We start from the raw sequence: 12,182 nt of genomic DNA, 5'->3' as shown, positions 1-12,182 counted from the left end.
TTGGGAATAAAAATGAAACAGATAGATATCAAGTCCATTCGCCGGGTACTATGCCTCTTATTCATAATTGGCAGCTTGGTACTTTCCAGCCTTGCTACAGCGCAGGGAGAAAGCACTGGACTCAGCACCATCGTCCGCCTAGACACCGTAAGCTCGTCTCATTTCCGTGCGGAAGGTCGTGTTTTTCGGCTAACACAAGGCGTAGATATCTACGTTAGTGGAGAGCGTGCGACACCCGGTGAGCTGGAGCCAGGAAAGCTGGTTCGCATCGTCTTTCAAGAGGGCGAACTTGTACTGGTGGAGCAGATCGAAGAGGCGTTGTGACGCTGCCGTCGGCTGACTCGCTCGAAGTCAGCCGACATTCATAATGCTACTCGCTGGCGATGACGCGCTCGCGCAGTTCGCGGGGCATGGAGAAGGTGATGGTCTCCTCGCGGCCGGCGAGCTCCTCGGGGGCGGTGGCCCCCAGGGCCTGCAGCCGCTCGATCACGCCCTTGACCAGCACCTCGGGGGCGCTGGCGCCGGCGGTGACGCCAATGACGTTGACGCCTTCCAGCCACGCCGGGTCGACCTGCTCGGCGCTGTCGACCAGGTAGGCCGGGGTGCCGACCCGCTCGGAGAGCTCCCGCAGGCGGTTGGAGTTGGAACTGTTGGGGCTACCCACCACCAGCACCAGGTCGGCGCCATCCGCCAGCTCGCGCACGGCGTCCTGGCGGTTCTGGGTGGCGTAGCAGATGTCGTCCTTGCGCGGCCCCTGGATCTCCGGGAACTTCTCGCGCAGGGCGTCGATCACCCGGGCGGTGTCATCCATGGAGAGGGTGGTCTGGGTGACGAAGGCCAGCTGGCTCGGGTCCTTGACCTCGAGGTTGGCCACGTCCGCCTCGTCCTCGACCAGGTAGATCTGCCCGCCATGGGAGGTGTCGTAGCGCCCCATGGTGCCCTCCACCTCGGGATGGCCCTCGTGGCCGATGAGGATGCACTCCTGGCCCCGCTTGGCGTAGCGCAGCACTTCCATATGCACCTTGGTGACCAGCGGGCAGGTGGCGTCGAACACCTTGAGGCCGCGGCGCTCCGCCTCCTGCTGCACGGCGCGGGAGACGCCGTGGGCGGAGAAGATGACGATGACGTCGTCGGGGACCTCGTGTAGCTCCTCGACGAAGATGGCGCCTCGTTCGCGCAGGCTGTCCACCACGAAGCGGTTGTGAACCACCTCGTGGCGCACGTAGATCGGCGGGCCGAACACGTCCAGGGCGCCGTTGACGATCTCGATGGCGCGGTCGACGCCGGCGCAGAAGCCGCGGGGGTTGGCCAGCCTGATCTGCACGGGGTTAGCTTGCATGGTTGCCTTGCCTTGATGCTCGCGCATCTGCCTGTTGGTTTCGGTGGCGCCTCAATGCGTGGTGGCGGGTTTCACGTCCAGCACTTCCACTTCGAAGGTCAGGGTACGCCCCGCCAGCGGGTGGTTGAAGTCCACGTCCACCTGATTGCCCTCGATGGCGCTGATCACGCCGGGCAGCTCGCCGCCACCGGGATCGGCGAAGGACATCACGGTGCCGATCTCCAGCGCCTCTTCGCCGAAGTCATCACGCTTGAGGCGCTGGATGTTCTGCGGGTTGTGCTGGCCGAAGGCGTGCTCCGGGGTGATCTCGAAGGTGGCGCTCTCGCCGGCGCTCATGCCCTTCATGGGGTGCTCGAAGCCGGGCGGCAGGTTGCCGTCGCCCACCTGAAAGGTGGCCGGGGCCTTGTCGCGGGTGGAGTCCACCACGGTGCCGTCTTCCAGCTTGAGGGTGAAGTGCAGGGTCACTTCCATGCCCTCGTCGATGCGGTGTTGGGGGCTATTCTGGTCGGTCATGGGTCTTGGGACTCGGTAAACAGGATTTCAGTTCGGTGGCGAGGCTTGGGCAACACTGCCGGGGCGCCTGACGGCGCCAATCGCCCGGCGGAGCCGGCCTCCTACAGTGAGCCTGGTGGCTAACCGGGGCGCCAATCGCCGATAAATCGGGCTCCTACAGGGCCGGGTGGCGCCGCAGGGGCGACTGCGGCGCCATTCGCCCGATAAATCGGGCTCCTACGATTTCAATCACAGGTTATGTCAGCCCCGGCGGCGGGCGCGGCGCTTCTCGCCGAACAGCGACTCCCAGATCAGGCCGATGGCGCCCAGGGTGATGCCGATGTCCGCCACGTTGAAGGCCGGGTAGTACCAGCCGGCCGCGTGGAAGGAGAGGAAGTCCACCACGTAGCCGTGTACCAGACGGTCGTAGAGGTTACCCAGGGCGCCGCCGATGATCATGGCGAGCGACGCCGCCAGCAGCGTCTCGTCGCGCTTGAGGCGACGCATCCACAGCGTCAGGCCGATGCTCGCCCCCACCGCGATGGCGGCGAAGAACCAGCGCTGCCAGCCGGGGTGGCCGGCCAGGAAGCTGAAGGCCGCCCCGGTGTTGTGCAGCAGCGTCAGGTTGAAGAACGGCAGCACCTCCACCGGCCGGGCATAGGTGAGCCAGGCGCTGGCGGCGTACTTGGTGGCGAGATCCAGCACGATCACTGCCAGCGCCAGCCACAGCCAGCGCAGCGGCTGCTGCATGGGCGCCACCTCCACGCCCCTTGCAGCGCCCTGCCCTGCGCTCTCCCTGGGCTCTTCGCCCTTTTCTTCACTGCTGGCCATGCCGGGCACCTTACGCATAGCGACGGGTTTCGCCGGGGCCATCCGGCAGGTTGCTGATACAGCGGTTGCAGAGATCCGGATGCTCGGGATGGGTACCCACCTCCTCGCGATGGTGCCAGCAGCGCTCACACTTGTTGTTGGGGCTCTCGACCACCGCCACCTTGAGACCCTCGAGTTCGGTGGCCTCGGCCTGCGCCGGTGCCTCGACGAGCGGCTTGAGCGTCACCTCGCTGGTGAGCATCACGAAGCGCAGCTCATCGCCCAGCTTGGCGAGCGTGGTTTGCAGGGCGTCGTCCACGTGGAGGGTGACCTCGGCGGCCAGGCTGCCCTTGATGGTCTTGGCGTTGCGGGCGTCCTCCAGGCACTTGTTGACCGCCTGCTTGACCTCGAGCACCCGCTCCCAGAAGTCGCGGCCCATCTCGGCGTCGTCGGCCAGCGTGGCAAGCCCGGTGTAGTACTCCTCAAGCAGCACGCTCTCGCTGCGCTCCCCCGGGATATGCTCATGGATCTCCTCGGCGGTGAAGCTGAGGATCGGCGCCACCCAGCGCGAGAGCGCCTCCACCACGTGGTAGAGCGCGGTCTGGGCGCTGCGCCGCGCCACCGAGTCGGTCTGGGTGGTGTACTGGCGATCCTTGATCACGTCCAGGTAGAAGCCACCCAGCTCCCGGGCGCAGAAGCCATGCACCTGCTGGTAGACGTCGAGGAAGCGGTACTCCTCATAGGCCTTCTCGATACGCGCCTGCAGCTGGGCGGCGCGATCCACCACCCACTGGTCCAGGGCCAGCATCTCGTCGAACGGCAGCGCATCACGCTCCGGCGCGAAGCCGTTGAGGTTGGCGAGCAGGAAGCGCGAGGTGTTGCGGATGCGGCGGTAGACATCGGCGGTGCGCTTGAGGATCTCATCGGAGACCGCCATCTCGCCGGAGTAGTCGGTGGAGGCTGCCCACAGGCGCAGGATGTCGGCGCCAAGCTTGTCCATCACCTCCTGGGGTGCCACCACGTTGCCCACCGACTTGGACATCTTGCGGCCCTGAGCATCCACGGTGAAGCCGTGGGTGAGCAGGCCGCGGTAGGGCGGATGGCCGTCGATGGCGCAACCGGTGAGCAGCGAGGAGTGGAACCAGCCGCGATGCTGGTCGGAACCCTCCAGGTAGAGGTCGGCGCGCGGGCCTCTCTCGTGGCCGTGGGGGTGCGAGCCGCGCAGCACGTGCCGGTGGGTGGTGCCGGAGTCGAACCACACATCCAGAGTATCGGTGACCTTCTCATAGTCGGCCGCCTCCTCGCCCAACAGCTCAGCCGGGTCGAGGCGGAACCAGGCGTCGATGCCCTCGGCCTCGACACGCTTGGCGGCCTCCTCCATCAGCGCCACGGTGCGCGGGTGCAGCTCGCCGGTGGACTTGTGCAGGAAGAAGGGGATCGGCACGCCCCAGTTGCGCTGGCGCGAGATGCACCAGTCCGGGCGGTTGGCGATCATGCTGTGCAGGCGCGCCTTGCCCCAGGCCGGGGTGAAGGCGGTGGCCTCGATGCCCTCCAGGGCCTGCTCGCGCAGGGTCTTGCCGTCGCGGCCCTGCACATCCATGCCCACGAACCACTGGGCGGTGGCACGGTAGATCACCGGGGTCTTGTGGCGCCAGCAGTGCATGTAGCTGTGGATGATCGGCTGGTGGGCCATCAGCGCACCCACCTCCTCGAGCTTGGCGACGATCTGCGGGTTGGCCTTCCAGATCAGCTGGCCGCCGAAGAACGGCAGATCATCGGCGTAGACGCCGTCACCCTGCACCGGGTTGAGCATCTCATCGAAGCTCATGCCGTGCTCGCGGCAGGTGACGAAGTCATCCACGCCGTAGGAGGGCGAAGAGTGGACGATGCCGGTGCTGCCCACCTCGCTCTCGACGTAGTCGGCGAGATACACCGGCGAGAGGCGCTCGTAGAAGGGATGGCGGAAACGGATACCGTCGAAGGCGGTGCCCTTGGCGGTGGCGATCACCTCGCCCTCGAGGCCATAGCGCTCCAGGCAGGACTCCACCAGCTCCTCGGCCAGCACCAGCAGGCGGCTGCCGGTATCCACCAGGGCGTAGGTGAACTCCGGGTGCATGTTGAGCGCCTGGTTGGCGGGGATGGTCCAGGGAGTGGTGGTCCAGATCACGATCACCGCCGGCTTGGGCAGCTCGCTCAGGCCGAAGGCGGCGGCCAGGCGGTCGGCGTCCTCCACCGCGAAGGCCACGTCGATGGCGTCGGACTTCTTGTCCTGATACTCCACCTCCGCCTCGGCCAGGGCCGAGCCACAGTCGAAGCACCAGTTGACGGGCTTCAGGCCCTTGAACACATAGCCGGCCTCGACCATGTCGGCCAGGGCGCGGATCTCTCCGGCCTCGTTGGCGAAGTCCATGGAGCGGTAGGGGTTGTCCCAGTCGCCCACCACGCCCAGGCGCACGAAGTCGGTGAGCTGGCCCTGGATCTGCTCGGCGGCGTACTCGCGGCAGAGCTCGCGGGCACGCTCGGGCGCCAAGTGCTTGCCGTGGGTGGTCTCCACCTTGTGCTCGATGGGCAAACCATGGCAGTCCCAGCCCGGCACATAGGGGGCATCGAAGCCGGCCAGGTTCTTCGACTTGACGATGATGTCCTTGAGGATCTTGTTGACGGCGTGACCGATATGGATGCTGCCGTTGGCATAGGGAGGGCCGTCGTGCAGCACGAACAGCTCCCGGCCCCGGCGCGCCTCGCGCAGGCGGTGGTAGAGGTCCAGCTGCTGCCACTGGGCCAGCCGCTCGGGCTCGCGCTTGGGCAGCATGCCGCGCATGGGGAAGTCGGTTTCTGGCAGGTTCAGAGTGGGCTTGTAGTCGCTCATATTCTGGGGATCAGCCGTCGTCATGGTCGGCAGGCGTACCCACCGAGGAATCGAGTGTCACGGCCTCGCGCGCCAGCGGCGCCGATGCCAGAGGAAGAGAATCATCGTTAATGAAGGTGGGGCGCTGCAAAGCATGCTGGGCAAAGTAGCCCCGAGCCCGCTCGAGGTCGAGACCGATCTGGTGTTTCAGGGCCGCGAAGTCGTCGAACTTCACCTCGCCACGCAGCTTGGCGCAGGGAAACACCACCAGGCGCTCGCCGTAGAGCTCGCCATCGAAGTCGAACAGGTGTACCTCGAGCACCGGGCGCGTGCTGCCCACGGTGGGGCGCCAGCCGATATTGGCCACGCCGGGCAGGCGGCGCCCGTCGGGCAGTTCTGTGATCACCGCGTAGACCCCCTGCAGCGCCAGGGAACGCACCGGCTGGGGCAGGTTGGCGGTGGGCACGCCGATGGTGCGGCCCAGCTGCTGGTCGGGCACCACTCGCCCGCCCAGGCGATAGGGGCGACCCAGCAGGGCGGCGGCGGCAGCGAAGTTGCCGCTGGCCAGCAGGGTGCGGATACGGCTGCTGGAGACCCGCTCGTCGTCGGCGGTAAAGGTGCGGGTGTGCTCCACGCCGAAGCCGTTGGCCTCGCCCACCGCGGTGAGCAGGTGGAAGTCGCCGCGGCGGTCGCAGCCGAAGCGGAAGTCGTCACCCACCACCAGATGGCGCACGCCCAGGCCGTCGATCAGCACCCGCTCGATGAAGGCCTCGGCGGTCAGGCTGCGCAGGGCGTCGTTGAAGGGCAGGCAGAGCACGCGCTCGACCCCCGCCTCGCCCAGCAGGCGCACCTTGTCACGCAGGCGGGTGAGCCGCGGCGGGGCCTGCTCGCCGGCGAAGAACTCCCGGGGCTGGGGCTCGAACACCACCACCACCACCGGCAGATCGAGGCGCCGGGCCTGTTCGCGACACTGCTCGAGGATCGCCTGATGGCCGCGATGCACGCCATCGAAGTTGCCGATGGTGGCCACGCAGCCGCGGTGCTCGTCGCGCAGGTTGTGCAGTCCTCGAATCACTTGCATGGCGTGGTGGAGCCCCGCTCGGCGTCGAAAGGTGGTCAAAGCGTCGATTATACCGGACAGCCGGCCCCTTGACAGCCGGGGCGGCCTTGGTGCCTACCGGTACGCACTGCTATCGCCGATAAATCGGGCTCCCACAATGTAGGAGCGCAGATTCTGCGCGATGGCGCCGGCAGGCGCACTGGCAACACCGCTATCGCCGATAAATCGGGCTCCCACCAGGCGGCACCCATACCCGCTATCGCCGATACAACGGTCTCCTACAAATTCAGGTCAGCTCTTCATCCGGAAATGCCGCAGGCGCACCCCGGTGGCGGCCAGCCAGGCGAAGTAGAGCGCGGCGCCGCCGACCACCAGGGCGGCCAGCCAGGCCACACGCTGCCAGATGCCCCAGCCGAGCCACGCCTGCCAATCGGGCGCGGCCCAGGCCAGGCCCAACCCCATCACCGCGCAGCCGCCCAGCAGCTGCACCGCGTAGCGCCCCCAGCCGGGCTGGAATACCAGCACGCCCTGCTTGCGCAGCAGCCAGCCCAGCAGGCCGGCGTTGAGGAACGCCGAGAGGGCAGTGGCCAGCGCCAGGCCGGCGTGGGCCAGGGGCCAGATCAGGATCAGGTTGAAGACCATGTTGGCGACCATGGCGATGATGCCCACCTTCACCGGCGTCTTGGTGTCCTGACGGGCGAAGAAGCCCGGCGCCAGCACCTTGATCAGCATGAAGGCCACCAACCCCAGCGAGTACGCACGAAGACTCATCGCCGCCATGGCGATATCGCGCTCGGTCATGGCGCCATAGTGGAACAAAGAGATCAGCAGCGGCTCGGCGAGCACCGCCAGGGCCAGGGCCGCGGGCAGGCCGAGCAATAGCACGGCGCGGATTGCCCAGTCGAGCATGGCGCTGAAGTGCTCGCCGGACTGCGCGGCATGGCGCTTGGAGAGCGCCGGCAGGATCACGGTGCCGATGGCAATACCGAACACCCCCAGCGGCAGCTCCACCAGGCGGTCGGAGTAGTAGAGCCAGGAGACGCTGCCCGCCGCCAGCAGCGAGGCAAGCACGGTATCGAGCAGGAGGTTGATCTGCGACACCGAGACACCGAACAGCGCCGGCACCATGAGTACCATGATCCGCTTGACGCCGGGGTGGGCGAAGTTCGGCCAGGGCCGCGGCGCCAGCCCCAGCCGCATCAGGAAGGGCACCTGGAAGGCGAGCTGGGCACCGCCGGCGATCAGAACGCCCCAGGCCAGCGCCATGGCCGGCTCCTCGAACAGGGGCGTCAGCAGCAGCGCCGCGCCGATCAACGAGAGGTTGAGCAGCACCGGGGTGAAGGCCGGCACCGCGAAGCGATTCCAGGTATTGAGCACGCTGCCGGCAAACGCCGTCAGCGAGATCAGCAGCAGGTAGGGGAAGGTCAGCCGCAGCATGTCGGCAGTGAGCGCGAGCTTGGCCGGATCGCGGCCGAAGCCGGGGGCGAACACCCACACCAGCCAGGGAGCGGCGAACATGGCCACCGCGGTGAGCAGGAAGAGCACCGCGGCGAGGCTGCCGGAGACGGCGTCCAGCAACTCGCGCACCTCGCGCCGGCTGCCGCGGGTGGCGTACTCCGAAAGCACCGGCACGAAGGCCTGGTTGAAGGCGCCCTCGGCGAACAGCCGGCGCATGAAGTTGGGAATCTTGAAGGCGACGAAGAAGGCATCCGCGCCCTGCCCCGCGCCGAACAGCGCGGCGATCACCACATCACGGGCCAGACCCATCACCCGCGAAAGCATGGTCATCACGCTGACCACCAGGCCCGAGCGCATCAGCCCTCCACCCTTGGGGGCCACCACCTTGTCACTCTCGTCCACCGGTGCCGGTGGCGACTGCTCGCGATCCGTCACGTCCGTTCCTCGGCTTTTCATCCGCCCCATGAATGGCAGCCACAAAAAAACCGGCCGCAGCCGGTTTTTTCACGAGACGCCGGCCACGCAGGCCGCGCCTCGATGGCATCGGACCGGCTTAGGCAGCCAGGGCCTTGATGCGCTTGTTCAGGCGGCTCTTCATGCGTGCGGCACGCTTCTTGGAGAGCACATCCTTGTCGGCGATGCGGTCGATGACCGGCTGCGCCTTATTGAAAGCCGCCATGGCCTCGGCGTGATCGCCGCTGTTGATGGCCTTGATGACGTGCTTGATGTAGGTGCGGACCATGCTGCGCTGGCTGGCCTTCAGGACACGACGACCTTCGGCCTGACGGGCGCGCTTGCGAGCTTGCTTGCTGTTTGCCACTTGCTGTCTCCTTGGAGATTCATTGCCGCCCGTGTGGTGACGGCTTCATAACGTATTGATCCGGCAGGAAAGTAAAAGCCTTCCCGCCGGTTTGGCCATCTGGCCGATCGCCGAAGATAGGCGACCGTTCACGGGCCGTGTCTGAGAGGATGGCGTATCCTAGCACAGCCCGTGATCCGCTTGCCATAGCGTCTCGCCTAGAGCACCACCAGGTTGTCGCGATGGATCAGCTCCGGGGCCTCCATGTAGCCGAGCAGCGCCTCGATCTGATGACTGGGCTGGCCGAGGATGCGCAGCGCATCGTCGATGCCGTAGTTGACCAGCCCCTTGGCCACCCGCTCGCCGGCCTCGTCGACGCAGAGCACCATGTCGCCGCGACGGAACGCGCCGGAAGCGGCCTTCACCCCCACCGGCAGCAGGCTCGAGCCGCTGCCACGCAACACCTTTACCGCCCCGGCATCCAGGGTCAGGGTGCCGCGCACCTGCAGCTGGCCAGCGAGCCAGCGCTTGCGTGCCGCGATAGGCGCCTGGTCAGGGTAGAGCAGGGTGCCCAGTCGCTCGCCGGCCATCAGCCGCGCGAGCACCTCGGCCTGGCGACCACCGGCGATGGCGGTAACGGCCCCCGAGCGCGCCGCCAGCCGCGCGGCGCGAATCTTGGTGGCCATGCCACCGCGCCCCAGGGCACCGCTGCCGCCGGCCACCGCCGCCAGCGCCGGGTCATCGGCGCGCCCCTCGCCGATCAACCGCGCCTCGGGGTTGCCGCGTGGATCGGCGTCGAACAGCCCCTCCTGGTCGGTGAGAATGACCAGAGCATCGGCCTCCAGCAGGTTGGCCACCAGGGCGCCCAGGGTATCGTTGTCGCCGAAGCGGATCTCGTCGGTGACCACGGTGTCGTTCTCGTTGATCACCGGCACCACCCGCAGGCCCACCAGGGTGCGCAGCGCCGAGCGCGCATTGAGGTAGCGCTTGCGGTTGGAGAGGTCGTCGTGGGTCAGCAGCACCTGGGCAGTCAGCAGGCCGTGGCGGGCGAAGTGGCCCTCGTAGCACTCGGTGAGGCCGTTCTGGCCCACTGCCGCGGCGGCCTGCAGTTCGTGCACCGCCGAGGGGCGCACCTGCCAGCCGAGGCGCACCATGCCAGCGGCCACCGCCCCGGAGGAGACCAGCACCACCTCGACGCCGCTCTTGTGCAGCGCGGCGATCTGGTCCACCCAGCCGCCGATCGCCGCCTCGTCGAGGCCGCGACCATCGTTGGTCAGCAGCGCGCTACCGATCTTCACCACCACCCGGCGGGCGCCGATCAGCGCCTCGCGGCCTGCCACCTGCTCGTTGCTTTCCATTCGCTCTCGATCCTCAAGGCGCGTATTCGACCTCGACGTCGTAGTCGTCGTCATCGAAGTCGTCATCATCCTCGTCGGCCGTCTTGCGCTTGCGACCCAGCCGCGCCTCGGTGCGGGCCACCGCCTCGTCTTCCATGCGTGCACGCATCTCGCGGGCACGCTCGGCGGCTTCCTCGTCCTCGTTCTCGAGCTGGCGCTGCTCGGTCAGCCAGCGGTAGGCGGCCTGCACCAGGGCATCGGTGCCGTCGGCGGAGATCGCCGAGATGCGGAACACCGGCCCATCCCAGGCCAGGCGACGCACGATCTCGTCGGCGCGCGCCTCGCGCTCCTCCTCGGGCAGCAGGTCGAGCTTGTTGAGCACCAGCCAGCGCGGCAGCTCGGCCAGGGCCGGCGAGAACTCGCCCAGCTCGTGGATGATCGCCTCGGCGGCCTCCACCGGGTCGGACTCGTCGAAGGGCGCCACATCCACCACGTGGAACAGCAGCCGGGTCCGGGTCAGGTGCTTGAGGAAGCGCAGCCCCAGGCCGGCGCCGTCCGAGGCGCCCTCGATCAGCCCCGGCACGTCGGCCATCACGAAGTGCTCGTGCATGCCGAGCTTCACCACCCCCAGGTTGGGCACCAGGGTGGTGAAGGGGTAGTTGGCCACCTTGGGCTTGGCCGCGGAGACGGCGCGGATCAGCGTCGACTTGCCGGCATTGGGCATGCCCAGCAGGCCCACGTCGGCCATCACCTTCATCTCCAGGCGCAGGTTGCGACGCTCGCCCTCGGTGCCCGGCGTGGTCCGCCGCGGCGCGCGGTTGGTGGAGGACTTGAAGTGAATGTTGCCGAGCCCGCGGCGGCCGCCCTGGGCCACCAGCACCACCTGGCCGATCTCGGTGACGTCGGCGATCACCTCGAGGGTGTCCTCGTCGATCACCGTGGTCCCCACCGGCACCTTGACGTGCAGGTCCTCACCGGCCCGACCGCTCATCTGCCGACCCATGCCGGGCTGACCGTTCTGGGCCTTGTAGAAGCGCTGGTACTTGAAGTCGATGAGGGTGTTGAGGGAGTCGTCACCGATCAGGTAGACGCTGCCACCATGGCCACCGTCGCCACCATCGGGACCACCCTTGGGCACGTACTTCTCGCGGCGGAAACTGAGGCAGCCATTGCCCCCCTTGCCGGCCTCCACGATGATCGAGGATTCGTCGACGAACTGCATCTGTCACTCTCCTGACGGCAATATGCCGTCCCACCCGCCTGAGTATACGTACAAGAAGGCCCCGCCGTGGCGGGGCCTTCTCGCGGCAAGCATCAGGCGTCTCAGGCAGAGACGACGCTGACGAACTTGCGGTTCTTCGGACCCTTGGTCTCGAACTTGACCACGCCCTCGTCCAGTGCGAACAGGGTGTGGTCACGGCCGATACCGACGCCGGTGCCGGCGTGGAACTTGGTGCCGCGCTGGCGAACGATGATGTTGCCGGCGTTCACGGCCTGGCCACCGAAGAGCTTGACGCCAAGGCGCTTGGATTCGGAATCGCGACCGTTACGGGTAGAGCCCGCTGCCTTCTTATGTGCCATGGAATAAACCTCCGTTCAGGGGGATGGACCGCTTAGGCGGAGATCCCGGTGATCTTGACTTCAGTGAACCACTGGCGGTGGCCCTGACGCTTCATGTGGTGCTTGCGGCGACGGAACTTGATGATGGTCACCTTGTCGCCACGGCCGTGGGAGACGACCTCGGCAGAGACCTTGGCACCGTCAACCAGCGGCGCGCCGACCTTGACCTCGTCCTCGCTGCCGACCAGCAGCACTTCGTCGAAGTCGATGGACTCGCCGGTGGGGACTTCGATCTTCTCGAGCTTCAGGGTCTGGCCTTCCTGAACGCGGTACTGCTTGCCACCGCTCTTGATAACTGCGTACATGCTTCTCTCTCCAGGACTCATCGGGTTGGGCTCTTCGTCGGCCTGCTTCGAGTGGCGCCCCTTTTGGCAGCCATCTGACAGGGAGCGAGATGAGTGGGTCGCGAATTATAACGA

General features: G+C 67.1%; 12 protein-coding genes. 1 reads left to right on the top strand and 11 read right to left on the bottom strand.

From position 1 onward, the window contains the following. Nucleotides 1–12: 12 nt before the first annotated feature. Nucleotides 13–324 (top strand): hypothetical protein, encoded by a 312-nt coding sequence (locus tag GRB96_RS02375; protein WP_161430275.1) that lies wholly within the window; start codon nucleotides 13–15, stop codon nucleotides 322–324. 46 nt (nucleotides 325–370) lie between these two features. Here the strand turns inward: GRB96_RS02375 and ispH are convergent, their stop codons facing one another. The 11 genes from ispH to rplU form a co-directional block, all read right to left on the bottom strand. Further along, entirely contained in the window at nucleotides 371–1,339 is a 969-nt protein-coding gene (gene ispH, locus GRB96_RS02370; RefSeq protein ID WP_205743468.1) for a 4-hydroxy-3-methylbut-2-enyl diphosphate reductase, read from the bottom strand. 51 nt (nucleotides 1,340–1,390) lie between these two features. Continuing rightward, nucleotides 1,391–1,852, bottom strand: a complete 462-nt coding sequence (fkpB, locus tag GRB96_RS02365; RefSeq protein ID WP_161430273.1) for an FKBP-type peptidyl-prolyl cis-trans isomerase — start codon at nucleotides 1,850–1,852, stop codon at nucleotides 1,391–1,393. A 240-nt stretch (nucleotides 1,853–2,092) separates the two neighbouring features. Continuing rightward, nucleotides 2,093–2,581, bottom strand: coding sequence for a signal peptidase II (gene lspA, locus GRB96_RS02360; protein WP_161432966.1), 489 nt, complete (start codon nucleotides 2,579–2,581; stop codon nucleotides 2,093–2,095). 91 nt (nucleotides 2,582–2,672) lie between these two features. Next, the gene (gene ileS, locus GRB96_RS02355; protein ID WP_205743467.1) at nucleotides 2,673–5,510 is read right to left on the bottom strand and encodes an isoleucine--tRNA ligase; all 2,838 of its coding nucleotides are present in this window, start codon (nucleotides 5,508–5,510) and stop codon (nucleotides 2,673–2,675) included. A gap of 10 nt (nucleotides 5,511–5,520) precedes the next feature. Further along, nucleotides 5,521–6,570, bottom strand: coding sequence for a bifunctional riboflavin kinase/FAD synthetase (ribF, locus tag GRB96_RS02350; RefSeq protein WP_161430271.1), 1,050 nt, complete (start codon nucleotides 6,568–6,570; stop codon nucleotides 5,521–5,523). A gap of 270 nt (nucleotides 6,571–6,840) precedes the next feature. Further along, entirely contained in the window at nucleotides 6,841–8,364 is a 1,524-nt protein-coding gene (gene murJ / locus GRB96_RS02345) for a murein biosynthesis integral membrane protein MurJ (RefSeq protein WP_161432965.1), read from the bottom strand. A 196-nt stretch (nucleotides 8,365–8,560) separates the two neighbouring features. Next, nucleotides 8,561–8,827 carry a 30S ribosomal protein S20 gene (gene rpsT, locus GRB96_RS02340; protein WP_161430270.1) on the bottom strand — a complete coding sequence of 89 codons (267 nt, stop codon included), beginning with the start codon at nucleotides 8,825–8,827 and terminating at the stop codon, nucleotides 8,561–8,563. A 197-nt stretch (nucleotides 8,828–9,024) separates the two neighbouring features. After that, nucleotides 9,025–10,164: a glutamate 5-kinase gene (proB, locus tag GRB96_RS02335; RefSeq protein WP_161430269.1), complete on the bottom strand. Its 1,140-nt coding sequence runs from the start codon at nucleotides 10,162–10,164 to the stop codon at nucleotides 9,025–9,027. A gap of 13 nt (nucleotides 10,165–10,177) precedes the next feature. Further along, nucleotides 10,178–11,365 carry an Obg family GTPase CgtA gene (cgtA, locus tag GRB96_RS02330; RefSeq protein WP_161430268.1) on the bottom strand — a complete coding sequence of 396 codons (1,188 nt, stop codon included), beginning with the start codon at nucleotides 11,363–11,365 and terminating at the stop codon, nucleotides 10,178–10,180. Nucleotides 11,366–11,466: 101 nt separating this feature from the next. Continuing rightward, entirely contained in the window at nucleotides 11,467–11,724 is a 258-nt protein-coding gene (gene rpmA / locus GRB96_RS02325) for a 50S ribosomal protein L27 (RefSeq protein WP_161430267.1), read from the bottom strand. Nucleotides 11,725–11,756: 32 nt separating this feature from the next. Then, the gene (gene rplU / locus GRB96_RS02320) at nucleotides 11,757–12,068 is read right to left on the bottom strand and encodes a 50S ribosomal protein L21 (RefSeq protein ID WP_161430266.1); all 312 of its coding nucleotides are present in this window, start codon (nucleotides 12,066–12,068) and stop codon (nucleotides 11,757–11,759) included. Nucleotides 12,069–12,182: the final 114 nt, after the last annotated feature.

Origin of the sequence: Halomonas alimentaria (assembly GCF_009902005.1) — a bacterium.
In the GTDB taxonomy this organism is placed as follows: domain Bacteria; phylum Pseudomonadota; class Gammaproteobacteria; order Pseudomonadales; family Halomonadaceae; genus Halomonas; species Halomonas alimentaria.
This window is presented reverse-complemented; position numbering and strand designations above follow the sequence as displayed.